The sequence below is a fragment of the Rhizobium sp. BK181 genome (assembly GCF_014193305.1).
Lineage (GTDB): Bacteria > Pseudomonadota > Alphaproteobacteria > Rhizobiales > Rhizobiaceae > Rhizobium.
In genome coordinates, this window is record NZ_JACHZA010000025.1 from 1 (window position 1) to 18,872 (window position 18,872).

The 18,872-nt window shown below is 58.4% G+C and carries 16 protein-coding genes and 2 pseudogenes; 12 read left to right on the top strand and 6 right to left on the bottom strand.

The genetic code is table 11. The features are described 5' to 3' along the window. Positions 1-59: 59 nt before the first annotated feature. Positions 60-542 (bottom strand): annotated as a pseudogene (locus tag FHT77_RS28600) (transposase); the annotation flags it as partial. Between the two features lie 235 nt (positions 543-777). Here FHT77_RS28600 and FHT77_RS28605 point away from each other — a divergent pair. The 4 genes from FHT77_RS28605 (at position 778) to FHT77_RS32360 (ending at position 3,356) form a co-directional block, all read left to right on the top strand. Then, on the top strand, positions 778-1,065 hold the full coding sequence (locus tag FHT77_RS28605; protein WP_183758827.1) for a hypothetical protein: 288 nt from the start codon (positions 778-780) through the stop codon (positions 1,063-1,065). Positions 1,066-1,352: 287 nt separating this feature from the next. Then, on the top strand, positions 1,353-1,748 hold the full coding sequence (locus FHT77_RS28610; protein ID WP_183758707.1) for a DUF2382 domain-containing protein: 396 nt from the start codon (positions 1,353-1,355) through the stop codon (positions 1,746-1,748). Then, positions 1,741-2,748: a YsnF/AvaK domain-containing protein gene (locus FHT77_RS28615; protein ID WP_312859787.1), complete on the top strand. Its 1,008-nt coding sequence runs from the start codon at positions 1,741-1,743 to the stop codon at positions 2,746-2,748. Before FHT77_RS28610 ends, FHT77_RS28615 begins: the two co-directional genes overlap by 8 nt. A gap of 365 nt (positions 2,749-3,113) precedes the next feature. Further along, positions 3,114-3,356, top strand: a complete 243-nt coding sequence (locus FHT77_RS32360; protein WP_409527475.1) for an ArsR/SmtB family transcription factor — start codon at positions 3,114-3,116, stop codon at positions 3,354-3,356. A 131-nt stretch (positions 3,357-3,487) separates the two neighbouring features. On the opposite strand, the gene FHT77_RS28625 is transcribed toward FHT77_RS32360, so the two are convergent. The 3 genes and pseudogenes from FHT77_RS28625 to FHT77_RS28635 all read right to left on the bottom strand — a co-directional run. Next, the gene (locus FHT77_RS28625) at positions 3,488-3,766 is read right to left on the bottom strand and encodes a hypothetical protein (RefSeq protein ID WP_183758711.1); all 279 of its coding nucleotides are present in this window, start codon (positions 3,764-3,766) and stop codon (positions 3,488-3,490) included. A gap of 567 nt (positions 3,767-4,333) precedes the next feature. Beyond that, the gene (locus FHT77_RS31770) at positions 4,334-4,504 is read right to left on the bottom strand and encodes an NUDIX domain-containing protein (RefSeq protein WP_246720212.1); all 171 of its coding nucleotides are present in this window, start codon (positions 4,502-4,504) and stop codon (positions 4,334-4,336) included. 63 nt (positions 4,505-4,567) lie between these two features. Then, positions 4,568-4,777 (bottom strand): annotated as a pseudogene (locus tag FHT77_RS28635) (DUF1236 domain-containing protein); the annotation flags it as partial. Positions 4,778-5,090: 313 nt separating this feature from the next. Here FHT77_RS28635 and FHT77_RS28640 point away from each other — a divergent pair. From FHT77_RS28640 to FHT77_RS28665, 6 genes are all read left to right on the top strand, one after another. Further along, a complete protein-coding gene (locus FHT77_RS28640) occupies positions 5,091-5,378 on the top strand; it encodes a BON domain-containing protein (protein ID WP_183758715.1) in 288 nt (95 codons plus the stop codon). A 56-nt stretch (positions 5,379-5,434) separates the two neighbouring features. Then, positions 5,435-5,704 (top strand): hypothetical protein, encoded by a 270-nt coding sequence (locus FHT77_RS28645; protein ID WP_183758716.1) that lies wholly within the window; start codon positions 5,435-5,437, stop codon positions 5,702-5,704. A gap of 567 nt (positions 5,705-6,271) precedes the next feature. Next, on the top strand, positions 6,272-7,000 hold the full coding sequence (locus FHT77_RS28650) for a helix-turn-helix transcriptional regulator (protein WP_183758718.1): 729 nt from the start codon (positions 6,272-6,274) through the stop codon (positions 6,998-7,000). A 74-nt stretch (positions 7,001-7,074) separates the two neighbouring features. Further along, positions 7,075-7,692 (top strand): acyl-homoserine-lactone synthase, encoded by a 618-nt coding sequence (locus tag FHT77_RS28655; RefSeq protein ID WP_183758720.1) that lies wholly within the window; start codon positions 7,075-7,077, stop codon positions 7,690-7,692. Between the two features lie 13 nt (positions 7,693-7,705). After that, entirely contained in the window at positions 7,706-7,909 is a 204-nt protein-coding gene (locus tag FHT77_RS28660) for a hypothetical protein (RefSeq protein WP_183758722.1), read from the top strand. Positions 7,910-8,181: 272 nt separating this feature from the next. Next, positions 8,182-8,628: a helix-turn-helix domain-containing protein gene (locus FHT77_RS28665; protein WP_183758724.1), complete on the top strand. Its 447-nt coding sequence runs from the start codon at positions 8,182-8,184 to the stop codon at positions 8,626-8,628. Positions 8,629-8,789: 161 nt separating this feature from the next. Here the strand turns inward: FHT77_RS28665 and FHT77_RS28670 are convergent, their stop codons facing one another. Beyond that, the gene (locus FHT77_RS28670) at positions 8,790-9,251 is read right to left on the bottom strand and encodes a helix-turn-helix domain-containing protein (RefSeq protein ID WP_183758726.1); all 462 of its coding nucleotides are present in this window, start codon (positions 9,249-9,251) and stop codon (positions 8,790-8,792) included. A gap of 130 nt (positions 9,252-9,381) precedes the next feature. Between FHT77_RS28670 and FHT77_RS28675 the strand changes: the two genes are divergently transcribed. Beyond that, positions 9,382-9,864, top strand: coding sequence for a hypothetical protein (locus FHT77_RS28675; protein ID WP_183758728.1), 483 nt, complete (start codon positions 9,382-9,384; stop codon positions 9,862-9,864). A gap of 473 nt (positions 9,865-10,337) precedes the next feature. Here FHT77_RS28675 and FHT77_RS28680 read toward each other — a convergent pair whose 3' ends face one another. Next, positions 10,338-10,685, bottom strand: a complete 348-nt coding sequence (locus FHT77_RS28680) for a hypothetical protein (RefSeq protein ID WP_183758730.1) — start codon at positions 10,683-10,685, stop codon at positions 10,338-10,340. Positions 10,686-11,477: 792 nt separating this feature from the next. Here FHT77_RS28680 and FHT77_RS28685 point away from each other — a divergent pair. Then, positions 11,478-18,224 carry a peroxidase family protein gene (locus FHT77_RS28685; protein ID WP_183758732.1) on the top strand — a complete coding sequence of 2,249 codons (6,747 nt, stop codon included), beginning with the start codon at positions 11,478-11,480 and terminating at the stop codon, positions 18,222-18,224. The last annotated feature ends 648 nt before the right edge of the window (positions 18,225-18,872 follow it).

An 18,872-nucleotide genomic window follows, 5' to 3' on the forward strand; every position in this document is an offset into this window, starting at 1 on the left:
TCGGCAAGCTTGAGAGATCACGCTAACTCATGCGCACCTCCCGCGCCGCACGGCGCACCGTCGACCCAGAGGTATGGCCAGTCGCCTTCGATCGGTCGGTCCAGGAAGGCCTTCACTTTGCCGTCGATCTCCTCACACAGTCGACTGACCTGACTCTTGGAGACACCGCTCATGCCCATTGCCTTAACCAGGTCGTCGACCGAGCGGGTCGAGATGCCCTGGATGTAAGCCTCCTGAATGACGGCTGTCAGCGCCTTCTCGGCCATGCGCCGTGGCTCCAGGAACGACGGGTAGTAGGTGCCCTTCCTGAGCTTGGGGATACGCAACTCGACGGTGCCGGCCCGTGTCTCCCAGTCCCGGTCGCGATAGCCGTTGCGCTGAGCCATGCGCAACGGGTTCTTCTCGCCATACGCGGCACCGGTGGAGGCCCCAACCTCCATCTCCATTAGGCGTTCAGCGGCAAAGCCGATCATCTCACGCAAAATATCGGCGTCGGGGGTCTTCTCTACGAGCGTGCGCAGGTTCATCATGACATCGGTCATCGGTGGTTCCTTCCAATCAGGTTGGTGTGAGCAACCCGACTTTACCGGAGAACTTCGATGACCGCCGCTTTCGCCGCTCGCTCGCTACGGCGCAATTTAGAACGCGCTCACGAGCGGCTTCGCTACGGCCGACCTACACCATTCGGCGGGACACGACCAAATGATTCGTTTCGTGTCGGAACGAATCACCCTGAGACGTCTTTGATTCGCGACGAAGTGATTCGGAGTAGGCGTCATGGCAATAGGGCATCACGCGCAGTGGAAGGGCTTCATAAAGTTCGGTGAGGTCGCCACGGCGCTCGGAACGCGCGGCGGCGGACGGAGCCTGAATTCTTACAACGCGGCCAGCAACGGCAATTTCGACGACGACCAGCCGCTGATCGACACCCGCCATTACGGCTCGCATGCTTTTTCGGCGGGGACGCCGCCTCGGCTTTTGCGTAGGCAACTCTTACCGTCGCTTGGCACGTTCAGGAGACTGCTGCGTCGGCCTAACGAGATACTCTGCGGCGGCTTCTCATAGCTTCTCGCCGCCGCCGTTCGGGCTTCAGAGATCCTCTGCCTGCGTTTTCCCACCTCATTCCGAAAAGTTGCTTCCGCTTGGCGATGATCCCCCGAGACCGAGTTCACATGCGACCAAGAACACGTTGTGGCCGTTGCCGTACCGACCGGCGTGTGCTGCTCAATAGTCTCCATCGTCTGAACATATAATTCAGCACCGAATGTACGATCAAAGACCATCCTGAACCTCGGTGATCAAATACGGAACCATCCGGAATCGTCTTCGTTTGGCTCCCGGAAGGTGAACAGATGCACGGAAACAAACGCAACCTGCAGGTCATCGAGGAGAAGCTCTCGGTCGACAAGGAGCTCATCATTGACGGTAGCGTCGAGGTTCGGACGAGGACATGCAAGGTTCACGAGGACCTGCTACTCGATCTTCGCCGAGACGACGTAGAGGTCGAGCGCGTCCGGATCGATCGTTTCGTGGACGACCTTCCCGAAGTCCGGACGGAAGGCGACACCACCATAGTCCCGGTCTTCGAGGAACGCATCGTCAAGCGGCTGTTCCTCGTCGAGGAAATTCACCTCCGTCGCACGACCGCCTTCCAATCCCAACGCGTAGAGGCTGACCTGCGGAAGCAGCAAGCGACGGTCGAGCGCACATCGAAAGACAAGCACACCAAGGAGAAATATCGTGGCTAACCTGTACAACGAGAACGCCCCTGCATCCGTACCGGGCTCTTCCTACAGCACACTGTCGGCATTCTTCGACACACGGTCGGAAGCGGAGGACGCTATTTCGCGCCTGAAAGACGCTGGAATTGGTGACGATTCCATTCGTTTCCTTTCCGGATACGAAAGCGATAACGACCGCGCAAACGTGGCAAGCGACGACCGATCCGGCTTCTGGGCAAAACTTGAGGACTGGTTCTTTCCAGATGAAGATCGCGCTACTTATGCCGAAGGCCTTCGCCGCGGCGGATTTCTGGTTTCGGTTCAGGTAGACGATGCAAACTACGAAACGGCCCACGATATTCTTGATGACGAGGGTTCAATCGACATCGACGAGAGAGCTGACCAATGGCGTAGCGAAGGCTGGCAGGCTCGATCAAGCGAGGCCTATGGCACTTCCACCTACGACCGGAACGCAGCCAATGAACGCGGGACTAGTGCGGGCTCCGGCCTTTCTGAACAGCGAAAGTTCAATGACGATCTCGACCGCGTCGTGCCACAAGCGAACGCATCCCGCGAGGATGCCTTTGATGCCGGTGACCGCGACCAGAGCATTCCAGTCGTTGAGGAAAATCTTCGCGTCGGCAAGCGTGACGTGAACCACGGTTCCGTTCGTGTTCGAGCCTATACGGTCGAGGAGCCTGTGCAGGAAGACGTCCGCCTCCATGAGGAAAACGTCGAGATCGAGCGCCGAATCGTTGATCGTCCGGTGAGTGACGCTGACGACGCCTTCCGGGACCGGACAATTTCCGCCGAGGAACATCACGAAGAAGCTGTCGTGCAGAAGGAAGCTCGCGTGGTCGAGGAGATCGGCATTCGCAAGACCGCGTCCGAGCAGACAAAGACGATCGATGACACCGTACGCAAGACGGAAGTCGAGATCGATGACGGACGCAGCCGTCAATCACAGTCCCAGAATAGTGTTGGACAGTCTCAGACCGGACAGAACAACTCGTTCCGTCAGGACTGACACGACGAAGCGTGCACGAGAGCCCGGCCCAAGCGCCGGGCTTCTCTTTTCACGTCTAAGGGACACTTCAGACATCGCTATTGTCTCCGCCATCGGAAGGCTACGACCGAAAATTACCTGACCATCACTCGCAATCGCTTGGGGCGCTTGCCGCCCAGAGCACAAGTATCAGCCGATGCCACAAAATGAATCTGAACAAAGCCCCGATTCGTTATGGCAAAAATAATAATTACACTATTGATTTCTAGCGAATGATCTTATCTGCGGGGGACCGTACATAAAAATCTGGAATTTCGAGCCGCAGCAATGAATGATCTTGGGCGAACTTCAACTCAAACCGCGAGAGAGATAACACACTACTCAAACTGATAGCGCATCCGACACGAGTCTTGATCTTGGTGTGTCTGTTGGATGGAGCGAGGACCGTTGGTGATATCCAGGAAACTCTTGGCATCCCGCAGGCGATGGTCTCCCAGCATTTGGCTCAGCTTCGAACTGCGAATGTCCTGTCTCGTCGAAAGGTTGGGCGCTTGGCATACTATGAGGTAGTCGATCCGAGGATAGAGCCCCTCCTACGACTCCTGCAGGGTCACCCGGGCGTCTATTGAGTTTTGGATTTCGCGGCCCTTCGTGCTCGGGACACGGCAGACTGCCAAGGCCTGTCAAATCGCAGAGAAAAGTTAGGTCGCAGTTGTTGGCGTTGGTGAAAGCCTGCGCCCAATAACATCAGGTGGAAAATTCAGTGAAGGGTACTATTGGTGGCGGAGCTATCGACCTTTGCGTTGGCGAAGATGAGCTTAATTGCCTGCTTCATCACATCCGCAGCTAGATTTCCATCACCCTCTAGGAGCAACGGCAACGCACCGCGGACCGCGTGGAGCATTTCGTCCAACGCCCTGACCAGGTGTTCGCTTCCTTGATCTGCCGCATCTTGGCGCATCCTGTGAAGGAGACAAATCAGACGGCCAAACGCCTTTTGTCTCTCGATGACCGTCATTTCGTCAAAAGACTTACTCAACGCACGCCCCGATTATCAGGCCTTTTGCCAGTCTCACGTTCCGGCAGCCAGCATTGGAGCACCGACAGATCAGCACGTCGTCGCCGCCGCCAGCGCCCGTATCCGAACGCTCGGACTAAGGGCAATTGTAGGTCGATGAACCATACCTGCCAACGGACCAAGGTCCTAAGCGTCACAATCGTTGCAATCGAAGCCGGAATTTTTGCAAACGCCAATCATCCCACAAAGTCCAGGTCACTATGTCCACAACGCTGGTCGTGTCGCCGCGAAGGTCAAGGCGATCGGCCGATCGGCAGGTCATTCCAACCGAATACGCTGACGTCCCCTTTCATCAAAAGCCTCTGGACGTTGCGAGCTTCGTCGACGGTCTTTTGTTCGACACCCCAAAAAGGCCTAGCCTTGGCATCGAACCGGCGAGCTTGGACGGAAACCTATGCTCTCGCCTTTCGCCCCACCCTGGTGATCAAGCTCTCCAGTTCCGGCTCTTTCACCAGGACCGCCGCCTCTCTCGGGTGCCGCCACGCCCGTTCCCGCTCGCCTCGTTCGGGAAACCGCGGGCGCTCGCGTCTAACCTCGAGCAGATAGACGCCGACGACTGGGTAACGCTCTCGCTACCCTTGAGAAACTTCGCATAAGCGTAATGCCCGAAAACCTTCTCGTTGATCTTCCCTTGATGCCAGCCTCTTCCCAGGCCTCGCGTTCGGCGGCCTGGGACGGCTTCAGACCTGCATCAGCCAACCTTTCGGAATAGTCCAGCGCTTCGAATGATGGTGAGCGCCCCCCAAGTTCGACGGTTGGTTGTTACTGGATGACCTGGATCACCTTGCGGCTGGAGGGTTCCACGATCACGCGCTCGTCGTTGACGATAGCGTAGGCGTAGCCTGTCTCGTCAGGGATAGGCGTCACGACGACGGTGTCGGGAAGCGGCTGGCCGACGACGACCTTCTCCTTGACCACAATGCGTTCCTTGGGGGCCGGAGCCTTCTGCACAAAGGTGATCACCTTCTCGGGTGCCATCGCCGATTGTGCGAACGCTACGCCCGATGCCATGACGACCGCGGTTGCGATACCTACTGTTCGAAGCTTCATGATGTTTTCCTCCTTTTGAGCGGACTATTCCGCCGGCGGTGCAAACATTCATGAACCGAGTAATGTTCCAGACCACGGACCTCAGTCCGGGGTCCGCAGGACTTTAGTCGCAATGCCCGAGCGGCCCTCATTCGCGCAGCCGAATGATTGGGATCGTCCGCATCTAGGACCTAAGTCCCGCCCTGTGAACCAAATCAGCTTTGCGCTGTTCTCTTGGCATCACAAGGAGCTTGACATGAACGTCGAACTGGAATTCCTCGCCCACGATCAGCTCGCCCGTGTACGGACAGCCATGTCTGCGGAACCAGAGCTGGAAGCCTCGTCCATCGCGGTAAGTATGGTCGGTCGAAACGTTTTTCTCCAGGGCTATGTCTCGGATTACGGCCATCGCGTAAAGGCGACTGCCATCGCAGCGATGATTGCCGGCCCCGAGAACGTACATGACAGACTGCGAGACGTCGAAGAGGTGGCGGTCACCTCACTGGTGCTGGAACTATCGTTGCCGGAAGGCCAAGCTCATTGATGCGATGCCTTTTCCGGTCATTCGTTCAGCTGTCGAGCACAATCAAGGAATCAAGCATGTCCGATAAAACCCCGCCTCTCGTTGTCGTCCGAAGCGCTGGACCACAAGTAAAACAATCCCAAGATGGCCACGCAAAGCCGGCACAGCAAACCGATGATGCCGACCCTGAGGCCGAGCTGACAATTGCCTCAACAGACACCGAGAAGGCGTTCAGCGATCTTATGACAATCATCGGCCTCTCGACGGCCGTTTGGTCTGTCGGAATGTCGGTCGCCTGGGCGACTTGGCTCAGTCCCCTGACTTTCGCAGGTGAACGGCGTGAGTGATCACGGCACATTTAAAGACCTCAACAAAAACCGTTTTTTAGCGGTACCCGAGACCAGTCGCCACGCTTGCGATCGTCCAACCAAGAAAATACCCCTCGCATGCATCCTCGAACGTCAAAGAGCTGGTTTCCAGTGCGCTCGATGAGCTTATCTGTGGGCGCGCAGATGTCGATCTGGTGTCGCTTGAACACTGCATGCATGGTGCCTCGAGGGCTCATTCTGACGGAGCTTTTCGCACCAAACCCGGATTAGTCCCATTGGCAAGGTACCCTCGAATGGTATCGCAGTTGCCTTGAAAACGTACGGACTGTCGCGAAGATATGCTTGCGCGGCGACAATCAGCCGTCGGTGAGAGCGATTCACGATCGCCGGTCCAAAGGCAGCCCCACGAGGTTCGGAATGCCTCCGCCTTCGTTGCGCAGGAAACTGATACCTTGCACGGCCGTACTCGATGCCCTGCGCGGACCAGCCGCTTTTCAACGTGAAGATTTTGTGACAATACAAACAGAGGATGCATCCTGATGAAGTGCAGCCTGGCGGATATGCTGCCCTTGTTGGAGGACCCCGATGAGCGCGTTAGTCTCCGATGTATTGTATGAGTTCCTGGTCGGTTGCGAAGAGCCGGCTGACCTGCAGCAAATCTTTGGCACGATGGAGAAGGTGAGCCATCAGCTTGGGATCGATTATTTCGCAATGGCTTTTCTTCCACTAGCCCATGAGCGACTGGACTCTCTCGTCTGGCAGCGTTGGCCCGACGGCTGGCTCAACCGTTATCTTCAGAACAATTATTTTCACGCCGATCCCGTCGTCAGCCTCGTCCGAGCAACAGCACGGCCGTCTGTCTGGTCCCAGTCGGTGCGGGCCGGCCATCTTTCAGGGCGCCCGAAGCGTATTATGGATGAAGCCCGTGACTTCGGGATGCTCGATGGCCTGACCATTCCGCTTCATTCTCGCTCCGGGCTCGCTGGCCTTTTCTCGGTCGCGGGAAGGCGTGTCCCGGTGGCGGCATCGGAAGTGGCCCTTCTACAGTTTGTCGCCGAGACTACCCACCGGCGTATCATGGATCTCAACACCCCTCCGGAGCCTTGTCTGCGAGATGATCTGCAGATCACCCGAAGCGAGAGTGAGTGCCTGACCCTGTGCGCAGCAGGCAAGACCGACAGGGAAATTGGCAGCATTACCTTTCGCTCGCAGCGCACCGTTCAGCAACACATCCGAAACCTGCAGCAGAAGCTCGGGGTATCCAACCGGGCACAGTTGATCGCGGAATCCTTTCGCCGCGGTTTGCAGCGTTAAAAAATACGACATTTTACGGATAGATTTTTGGTATCCCCGGTTGCATGCTCAAAATATGCACGCGGGGTTCAAACATGCTCACCATCCTCTATGAAGATGACGATCCATTGCTGATGGAAAAGGTGTGGTCGTTCCGGCACCGCCGTTTCGTTGAACAGATGGAATGGAACGAACTGCGGCGTCGAGACCGGCGAGAGAGGGACCAGTACGACAGGCCGGATATTGTGCACGCTGTGCTCGTGCACAAGAAGGAAGTGATCGGCTATTCGCGCCTCCTTCCAACCACGGCACCCCACTTTGCCCGAGATTACAGTCAGCTGGCACCCGGGAGCCTTCCTTCCGGACCTGATATATTCGAGTGGAGCAGGTGCGCCACCGCACTCAATGCTCCCTTCATCAACGGAATAGCTGCCTCCGATCTCTTGATGACGGGTGTCCTTGAATGCCTCGTCCGTATGGGGGCGAAGGCAATTCTTTTTCTGACCTACCCCGCTCTCGTCATGATGATGCGCCAACGAGGCTATCCTGTTCAGGTGCTTGCCGATGTCACGCTCCAGGGACACCGGGTAGAGGTTGCCTACTCGATCCTTCCCGAAGACCTTCTCTCACGTCACTACAAAGACTACGGCATCGTCGGAGAAGTCCTCTGCTTGAGAACAAGAAGCCGGAGCGGTCTGGTGCACAGCGGATAGACGGGGGTGTCTTGTGGCTCGGCGCGATAAACCGCTCATCGATGCTCCGACTGCGCGCCGCCTGGCCTTCGCGACAGTCCGCACGGATGCCGCCAAGCTTTTGGGCCTGACGGAGGAAATCTGCCAGACCTATCCTGGAAACGAAGACATGCTCTTCCTTCGCTATCTGCTGAGGATGGTCATGCTGGCGGCAGAGAAGGATCCGGTGGAGCATTAGCTTGAGCTCGGAAATGTTAAGACGTTGTCTTAAAGTTCTTTGCAAACGTGAAATATCTTGCTAGTCTGCAACCTAGGCGGTTATCGCCTTGAGGCGTGGAATCCTCATTTGGTAAAACGCAGAAAGCGTAATCTTCGCGATCTAGTGAGTCGGGGAGCTCGTGGAATATACAAGAGGCGCTTGCGCTAAAATCCATGAGGGCTGGTACCAACAGCATTTCCAACTCCCCGGCTTCTCAAGCCAGCATCATGCTGGCCAGCGGGAGCGTTTTCATGCAGCAGAATGTCTCGATCAGTTCCACCTTCAAAGATCCGGCATCGTTAACGATCACCGACGGGCTTCATCTCGTTGACGTTGAGGTCGGCAAAAGAATCAAGAAGCGCCGGCAGCAATTGCGCATTTCACAAACGGCGCTCGGTGCCGCTGTCGGCGTCTCCTTCCAGCAAATCCAGAAATATGAGCGAGGTTCAAACCGTGTAAGCTCCTCGGCACTATACTCCCTGGCCCAGGTCCTGGATGTTCCTGTCGCCTACTTCTTCGAGACCCTCAGCAGGCCGATCAGGATAGACTGCGCCGAACTGGAAAGAAAAGCGGCGTTGCGGGAAGACTTCGTCGCGACCGAAGAGGGACAGCGGCTTGTCGACGCCTTCATGACGATACCGAAAAAGATGCGACCGAAGTTCATCTCGCTGCTTGCCACCTTTTCGAACGAGCCCTGATGCCGGTTTTCGTTCGAATGGCTCCGCGCCCGATCAGTCTATCCCCCGAAAGCGGAAGGTGGACCGATCGGCAGGCAGTTTCTGACGCGCCCTGCTAGGCGGCGAACCGCACCGCTACTCGCTCGTCCGACCCTCCTTACGACGTGAAAGCTGAAATTCGGCTACTTCTGCTGCAGGGCAAAGATCGAGTCGAGGATTGTTGCCACCGTTCGCAAGGTGTCGGGCGGGAGGGACTGTATCATCTTCGTGATGCGACGGCGCTCGTCAGCTTCCTCTTTGGTTCGCCCCCAAAGATGCGGAGCCGCGTCGTACAATAAATCGTCGGGAAAAATTTCGAGCACTTCGCAAAGGTGCAGAACCTGCGTCGCATGGAGCTTGGTGATGGCCCGTTCGTACCTGCCGTAGACCGCTTCGATTGATCCGAGAAGGAGCGCCAGCTCCGCCCTCGATAGGTCCTTTTCGATGCGGAATGCCCGCAACGATTTGGCAATGCTTTCGTCCATCTCCTTTGAACTTGGGATCCCCTCAAAGCCAGGGCGCCGGTACACGGGGCGTTCGACCTTGGCATCAGTTGTCGCCTCAAGTCCCGTTTCGGCAATGTACGCGTCAGTCCTTGTCGTCATGCATCCATCCACGTTCACGCGCTGATTTATACCACCGGCAACGTCGTTGGCTATCCCGTTTTAAGTAACGTCAGCCGGACGCTCCTTTCGCACTGCGCTTGGGGCCGTTCTTTGCTTCAGGGAGACAGTCATGGAAGACGAAAACATGGAGACCGAGATGGTCCGACGCGTTATGGCACATGCGCGATCGACAATTCAGGTGATCGACTCCAAAAAGCGCTTGTCCCGATGCGACGAGGCCCTGCTTTCCTTTCCGGCTGCCCTCGCAGATGAACAGACGACAAGGAAAGAATTGATCAGCTGGCAAGCCCCCACCGCTCCGCTCGCTGTCAGAAAACTCCTGCATTTGCTTGCCCATGTCCTGGCAGCAGAGCTTAGCTTCGATGAACAGTCTTTGGCCGAGATAGCGGCTGAAACCAGACGGCTTGAATCCGACAGCCGCGCTTCATCCCCTGATCTTCCGGATGATCAAGTGCTTGCTTCAAATGGATCGTGTAACGGCCTCGACGAGAGCAAGTCGACCTCATTACAAAATCTTGCTGAAGGCAAAGATTTTAAGAGTGGTGCGCTGTGTGTCTTCGTCCAAGTGCCTCATATCAGGGAAGACGACTAGACGGGCGGCATTGCCACCGTATGGCCGAGCATGGAGATTGTCACAAGCAACACGCAGGCAAGCCCGACAAACCCGGCAACAGCAATGAAGTACTTTTTGCTCACGCTTTGGAGATAGGAGACCCCTTGCCTTGCTGAAAGTGCGGCTTCTGGTCGCGCCCGACCATGATTGGGCCGAGCGTGGCAAAGTAAGATTTGCAGTCTTGGAGCGCGTTAGCTATTCTCCAGCTGCGCTCTGGCCTTTGGGCGCATTTCGATGTTCACCTCCTGACCCCGCAAGCTCGCGGGGTTCTTTTTTTACTGGCCTTCAAAAAATGATATCGCGCGCAACTGAAGAGAGCCTCCGTTCGAGGAGTTCCGCGCAGGGCCCGGTTCGAAGACCGACGCCCCAGCCTGCGCACCGAAGGCAGCGCTCGTATGGACCGGGTTGCACCAAAACTCGCCGATGAACAAGGCACGTTGCATTTACGCGGCTTATTTGCACGGAAAGGCTTCGATCAGGGCCATCGTCATTACAATGCCGATCAGGGCCGGTTCAAGATTGCCGCGCTCCGGGTGCCGTTCAATGTGAGTTCCGATAATCCGAAGGTACTGATCTCCGGTGATCGCGATATTTGGCTGACAATAGAGCGTCAGCTCCCGCTGCTTAAACCCTATTGTCATGTTCGCCCCCTCGACGCCGCGACCGACCCCCGTAAGAAGCGCCACAAACTCCTGGTTGCCATCCCTGGCCCACCCGACTACATCTTTCACAGTCGCCTGGTCTGCCCCGTGAGCACCGCTGGATAGGCAGCAAAACGTAATGATCATCAACTTACGCATTAGATCATCCCAGTCCGCCCGCCTTGGCCCTAATTGCGATGCCAAGGAGGGATCAATGGCATGGCAATATATTTAGACGCGCTTTCTTGAGGGGCCGAAAGCCTGCCTGCTGCTTCACCCTCTCATGTCAGCATCGCAGCCATTCGAAAAGACGACAACCTACATTGTAGGCCTGGGAACCAGCCCAGACATTGACCTGATGCCGTTACCTTCCGTGTGAGCGCTTGCTGGAGACCGTTGGCTGTCCAAAGGCCCCTCACGTCCACTGAGAAGAAAATGCAGCACGTGAGGCTGCGGCCACTTTGGGGATGGGCCGCAGCCCCCTCCCGCTCCTGTGTTAAGCCAGGAGCGAAAGCGTGAAGAGACGACGAATATAAATGCTGTCTCCACAAACTGGTGATCTAGCTAAGGACGTGACCCATGTTGTCTTCGTGCGCAGCTTGCCCCGCCAAGCGGCATTACGAGATCGCCCAGTAGATCAGACCAAGCTGACAAAAAACTGAACGCGGTGACGAAACCGGCGATAAAATCGCAATATTTTCAGGTAAATGGGCGATATCTCAGCTCATGGACTTTAGTCCGACAGCGTTCCAGACTTCCGTCGAAACGCCTTGCGACTTAGGTGGCGAAAAGTAAGCGTCCTATTGGTCGTATTAATCCTCAGACCTTGTTCTCTGGAACAGTTCTACAAGACGGGTACAACTTCCGACAGTCAACTATGCCAGCCCATATACAGCGGAAAGGACAGGTGTCCCTTCCGGCGGGGCGGCGTTTTCTTCGGGAGGTAACGACATGGCTACGCAGAACCCGAATTTCACCGTCAACCAGGACGACCTCGCTTATATCCTGAAGCAGATCATCATCGCCGAGCGCGAAGTTGGCGGGGAGAGCCTTCAATCGATCATCGGGCCGAATGCGGCAATCCTTCCGTGGGGTCTGCGCCATGTCGATGGCAGCAACAACAACCTGTTGCCGGGTGGCCAGTTCGTCGGCGCTGCCGACCAGATACTGCCGCGTTTGCTGGATCCGAATTTCCTCAATGATCAGGATGGAGACAGCCTGCCGCTCGGGCCACCCCCTGCGCCGGTATTGACCAACACCGACTATGGTTCGACCGGAAGCGTCGTCGACGCCGATCCGCGCACGATCAGCAACCTGATCGTCGACATGACGGTAACGAACCCGGCGGCAATCGCTGCCTGGTTTGCCAACCCGTTGTCAGTCGCTGCCTGGGAAGAGGCCCACCCCGGAATGAACCCGGTCGCACCCGGCGAGGCGGTTAATCCCAACGATGTCGAGTTGACGAATGCAGACCTGTCGAACATTCCAAACCAGTCGCCGGACGTTGGGCTCTCGCCGCAGTTCAACGGCTGGATGACCTTCTTTGGCCAGTTCTTCGACCATGGCCTCGACCTGATCACAAAGGGTAGCAACGGTACCGTTTTCGTGCCGCTGCAGCCGGACGATCCGCTTTATGACCCAACGCCCGGTGCGCCCAACTTCATGGCGCTCACCCGCAGCACCCAGGTCGATGGCCCCGGCGCCGACGGCATCATGGGCACGGCCGACGACACGCATCACGAAACGATTAACACCACGACACCTTGGGTGGATCAGAACCAGACATACACCTCCCATCCATCGCACCAGGTTTTCCTGCGCCAGTATGCCTTCTCGGTTGACTCGGACGGCGACGGAACTCTCGACTCGCACGCTGTCTCGACAGGGAAACTCCTGGACGGTGCGCATGGTGGCATTGCCACCTGGGCGGATACCAAGGCTCAGGCGAAAGCCATGCTTGGCCTCATTCTCGATGACTACGACGTCCTTAACGTGCCGCTGCTTGCAACCGACCCCTACGGTGAGTTCGTCCGCGGGCCGAACGGGTTTGCCCAATTGGTGATGCCGCCAGATGCGACGCACCCGACAAACTGGCTTCTGGAGGGCACCGCGGCAGGGCTTGTCATACCGCCGACCGCACTGCGTACTGGTCACGCGTTCCTGAACGACATCGCTCACCACGCAGAACCAGTCTTCGTTGATGCCGATCACAACCCTGCGACCCCGCCGGTCCGACAGACGGCTGACCTCGACAGCCTGACCGTCGACGACAATGATCCGCTGACATACGACAACGAGATGCTCGACGCGCACTTCGTGACCGGTGACGGCCGCGGCAACGAGAACATCGGCCTGACTGCCGTTCACAATATCTTCCACTCCGAGCACAATCGGCTTGTCGATGCCAACAAGCAGACGATCCTCGCATCCGGCGACCTCGCCTTCATCAACCAGTGGCTCGACAAAAACCATCAAATCTCGAGCCTGCCAACACCCGCAAGCGCCGCATCACTCGTCTGGGATGGCGAACGCCTTTTCCAATCGGCGAAATTCGTCACAGAGATGGAGTACCAGCACCTCGTCTTCGAGGAGTTCGCCCGTAAGGTCCAGCCGGCGGTCAATCCATTCGTCTTCACCAACACCCCGGATATCAATCCTGCAATCGTCGCCGAGTTCGCGCACGTCGTCTATCGTTTCGGCCACTCGATGCTGACCGACACAATCGATCGGCTCGATATCAATATGAATGCCGATGACATCGCGCTCTTCGACGGGTTCCTTAACCCGCAGGCGTTCGAAGCCAGCGGCATCACGGCCTTTGAAGCCAGCGGTGCGATCATTCGCGGCATGACACGCCAGGCAGGCAACGAGATCGACGAGTTTGTTGTCGATACCCTGCGCAATCGGCTACTCGGCTTGCCGCTTGATCTTGCCGCGCTGAACCTTGCCCGCGGCCGGGATACGGGGGTACCGGCATTCAATGTGGCCCGTGCAGGCTTCTATCACGACAGCGGCAACGTCGATCTCAAGCCTTACGACAACTGGTTGGCCTATGCCCAGAATCTCAAGAACCCGCTGTCGATCGTCAACTTCATCGCTGCATACGGCACGCATCAGCTTCTGCTTGCAGAGACGACCCTGGAAGGCAAGCGGGCCGTCGCAATGGCGCTGGTGCTTGGCTCGACCGAAACCATTCAGGGCGATCCAACCACGACCGCCGACGATCGAACCGTCGTCGGTGCCAACATTGCCGATCGCATCGCCTTCCTCAACAGTACCGGTGCATGGGCAGGCGTGGAGTCTGGTCTCAACCTCGTCGATCTCTGGATCGGTGGCTTGGCCGAGCGCAAGACCGAGTTCGGCGGCATGCTTGGCTCGACCTTCAACTATGTCTTCGAAAACCAGATGGAGAAGCTGCAGAATGGCGACCGGCTTTACTACCTCAGCCGTCTGCAGGGTCTGAACCTGCTGAACGAACTGGAGCCCAATACCTTCGCGGCGCTCGTCATGCGCAACACCGATCTCGGCGACACGCATTCTTCGCACCTGCCGGGCACATTGTTCGATACCCCGGACCTCATTCTCGAACTCGATCCAACGATCAAGCAGATAACCAATCTTGTTCTGGATCCGTCTGGGCACGCGATCTTCCAGGCGGGAGGTTCTGCCGACCCGATGCAGGACAGTGACATCCTTCAGGCGATCGACCCCAAGGTTACGCGCATCAATCCCGGGGCAGACGTGGATGGCGACGGGCAAGGTGACGGTGGCTATCTGCGCTTCAGCGGCGGCGAGCACGTCGTCCTCGGTGGCACGGAAGGCAACGACACGCTGATCGGCGACCGCGGCATCGACACACTTTGGGGTGACGGCGGCGACGACTACCTGAACGCGCAGACGGAATCCGACCAGGTCTTTGGTGGTGACGGCGACGACATCATTGTCGACCCCTTCGGCGACAACTTCCTGCGCGGCGACGCCGGTAATGACGTTGTCAGCGCAGGGGCCGGCCTCAACACGATATTCGGAGGCGAGGGTCAGGATTTCATCCTGGCTGGCACCGACGGCAGCGAGGTGTTTGCCGGTCGTGACAACGACTTCGTTCTCGGTGGCATCGGCAACGAAGGTCTGATGGGCAACGAAGGCGATGACTGGATCGAAGGCGGCGATGGTTTCGACACGCTTTCGGGCGAGAATTCGCAGTTGTTCTTCAACTCGACGATCATCGGCCACGACATCCTGAACGGCCAGAACAACGATACCGACTATGACGGTGAATCCGGCGACGACATCATGTTCGAAGGTCCCGGCATCCAGCGCAACAATGGTATGCTGGGCTTCGACTGGGGTGTCCACAAGTTCGATCCCAATCCCGCTCACTCCGATCTGGCGCTCGGGATTGCGGCGAACGGCATCCCCGCGATCAATGGTTTCGACATCCAGCAAGACCTGACGCTTCGCGACCGCTTCGACTCCACCGAAGGTCTTTCCGGCTGGAAGTTCGATGACCAGCTCTGGGGCAGCGACGAGCCTCTCGGTGCCGTCGGGGCCGGTGGGGCGGAAATCATAGGTGGCACGATCTTCGACAGCGCGCTGACCCAAGAAGGGGTCGATCGCATTCGCGGCCTTTCTGCTCTGCTGAACGGCATCGATGATGGCGATGTCGACGAGTTCGGCGTTACCCATCCGGGCATTCGCCTCAACACCAGCACCGGCGCAAACATCATTCTCGGCGGCGGCGGCAGCGACCGGATCACTGGCCGTGCCGGCAATGACATCATCGATGGTGATTCCTGGCTGAACGTTCGCATCCTGGTCCACGCCAACAAGGACGGCACCGGCGCGGTCATCGGCACATCGGATGGCATGGCGATGAAGATCAATGCCGTCGATGCAGCAGGAAATCTTCTGTTCAATCCGGACGGCAGCCCAATCTTCATTGCGGGCGGAAAGACAATGTCGCAGGCAATGCTGGACCGCACGCTCAACCCAGGCCAGCTCGAGGCGATCAGGGAAATCCTTGATGGCGACACCGACAATACCGCCAATGACGTCTCCATCTACTTTGGCGCATCGTCGGGCTATACTTGGCAGCACAATCTCGACGGAAGCTGGACGGTCACGGACACCGATGTCACAAACGGCGATGACGGCATCGACAAGCTGTGGAACATCGAGACGCTGCGCTTCACCGACCGCGATGTCCTGATCGTCAATCGTCCGCCGACCGGCGCGCCGACGATTACAGGCGCCGAGAACGTGCTGACCGCCGACACCACCGGCATTGCCGACCCGAACGGCCTTGGCGCTTTCAGCTTCCGGTGGCAGGCGTCGACCGACGACGGCCTGACATGGTCTGCGACGCTGGCGACGACGCAAAGCTTCACCGTTCCTGCTGCGCGGGCCGGACAGTTGGTACGCGTCACTGTCGACTACACCGATCAGGGTGGTACGGCAGAGACCGTGACTTCGGTGATGACGGCGCGGGTCGGCAACAACGCCAACGTTGCGGTTGAAACGCTCAACGGCACTACGGGTCCAAACCTGCTGAACGGTCGCGGAGGTCCGGACATCCTGAATGGCAATGATGGCAACGATGTCCTCAACGGCAGCGGCGGCAACGATACGCTGAACGGCGGCAACGGCAACGACACGCTGAATGGCGGCGCCGGTGCGGACACGCTCGACGGTGGCAATGACAACGATGCCCTCAACGGTGGTGCCGGCAACGATACCATAACGGGCGGCGCTGGCGACGACACGATTAGCTGGAGCGCCACGAGCCTGTTGGGCTTCGATATTGCGACCGACGGCCGCGATGTCATCAACGGCGGAACGGAAGGAACCGTAGGCGATACGTTCGTCATCAACGGCGCGGCATCGACCGAGACCTTCCGGATCTATACCCACGATGCAGCGGTGACCGCCGGTGTCGTTGCTGCTGCCAACGCAGCGGAGATCATTATCACACGTACCGTTCAACCACTCATTGGAGGCCCGCAGACGAGCGTAATCGCCGAACTCACCGAGATCGAGGAGATCCGTATCAATACGACGACGGTGACGACGACGCCGACACCCGGAACCGCCAATGGCGATACCGTACAATTGATCGGCAATTTCGTTGGGACGAGCCTGAACCTCAACACGGTTCACATCAACGGCTCGACCGGTGACGATACGGTCGACATCAGTGCGCTGACATCGGCACACCGCATCGTCTTCACCTCGAATGGCGGTCACGACACGATCGTCGGAACGTTGCGCCCACAGGACATCATCCGACTCGCAGCCGGATCGACCCTCGCCGACTACCAGTCGACGACAGCGAATGGCATGACCACCATGTCGAACGGCACGCATTCGATCACTTTCCCGAGTGCTGGCGTGCCCACGTTCGAAGTTACCCCGGCCAACGGTGGCGGCGGTGCGGATGGAGGCACTGGCGGCCAGACGGGCGGTGGCGGTGATGGTCAGAACCAAGGCGGCGATGACGGCGGAAACGACGATGGCCAGAACCAGGGTGGAGGGGGCGACGACGGCCAGAATGGCGGTGGTGGCGACGATGGCCAGGATGGTGGCGATGACGACGGTCAGGACCAGGGCGGCGATGATGGCGGCAATGGTGGCCAGAACAACGGCGGCGACGACGATACTGGCGGTGGAGACGACAGCGGCGATGACGACGGCCAGACTGATGGCGACGGTGGCGGCAACGGCGGCGGTGACGATGATGGCCAAAACCAGGGCGGCAGCGATGACGATGGCTCCGGTGACGGCGGTTCGGATCCGCTTCCTGTCGCGGCACGGACATTGATCGGGACTGTTGCTGGGGATGTTCTGATTGGTGCGGCTGGTGCCGATACGATCCTTGCCGGTGGTGGTGGGGATATCGTTGCCGGCGATGCGGGCAATGACATCCTGCGCGGCGAGGACGGCGACGACGTGGTGACGGCCGGTGACGGCAACGACAGCGTCACCGGCGGGGCCGGCGACGACGAGCTGCATGGCGGGGCCGGCGACGACATGCTGTTCGGCAATGCCGGCAAGGACATGATCCATGGCGAAGCGGGCTTCGACTTCATCGAGGGCGGTGCCGGCGAGGATCAGGTCTGGGCTGGTGACGGCGACGACACGGTGATCGCCTCTGCCGGTGACGGCGACGACCAGTACTGGGGCGGCTACGGCAACGACACGCTGGACTATGCGGTGGCGACGGCGAACCTGACGGTCGACCTTGGCAACGGCTTCATGCAGCGTGGCCAGGTGTCGGGCGGCAGCACCGGGACGGATATCGTCTACGGCTTCGAGAACGTCATCACCGGTTCCGGCCACGACACGATCACGGCCACGGCTGCGGTCAACGTCATGGACGGCGGGCTCGGCAACGACACCTTCCGCTTCCTGTCGGCAGGGGCTGCCGACGGCGACACGATCTACGGCTTCCAGCCCGGCGACAAGATCGACTTTGCGGCGATCGACGCCAACAGCGGGATGGATGGGGTGCAGCACTTCACGCTGGCCTCTGGTGGTGCGCTGACGGCGGCCGGCCAGGTGGTGGTGACCCATGAAGTGTTGAACGGCGACGAGTTCACGGTGATCCACGGCAATGTCGACAGCAACACCGATGCCGACTTCACGCTGATGCTGAAGGGCAACCACAACCTGACGGCCAGCGACTTCAACGGCGTCTCCTGAGGGGTCGAGCGCGCCTCCCCGACCGGGCTTCCCGGTCGGGGATTATCTGTTTTGGGGGGATGCGGTGACGAAGAAGACGTGCGAGCCCCAATGCAAGATCACCGGATTGCACGGCATCCTGTCCTATCGTTAGGGACTGTGGGGATCCCCAGATTCTTGGCGACCACGACCGAGCTACGCAGCGCCAGTATGTTTCGTGCTCGTCCGTTTCTGGCGCGACGCCGTCACGAATCGCTGCTCCTGCTAGTGGTCGCTTCGGGGTTCTCAAAGGCAGTCTTATCGCACGTGTCGGGCGACGCCAGATTGCAATTTGGGCCTGCTATGCAGTCCCTGCTCAAGTTACGGTCTCCTGGCGTCGCACTGGCGGCCCCTTGAAAATTGACCTCTACAAGACAGCACTGCGGCTTAGCCGTACGCCTTCGACGATGAGAGAAAAATCCGAAGCAGTGTTTTGGAGCCCACAAAATATTGGAAAGCAAGAAGCGGGTCACCGTCTGCGAAAGTCTTTTTGATCCAAACGTCGCTACCTCCGTACAACTCGTGTCAGCTTCAGCAACAGCTGACAGCGCCGGCAATACCCCTCCGTCGGCTGGCCCGCGTTTCGACACCGAGACGCGGGCTCCTCGCAGTAGCGCGTTCGCCACGACA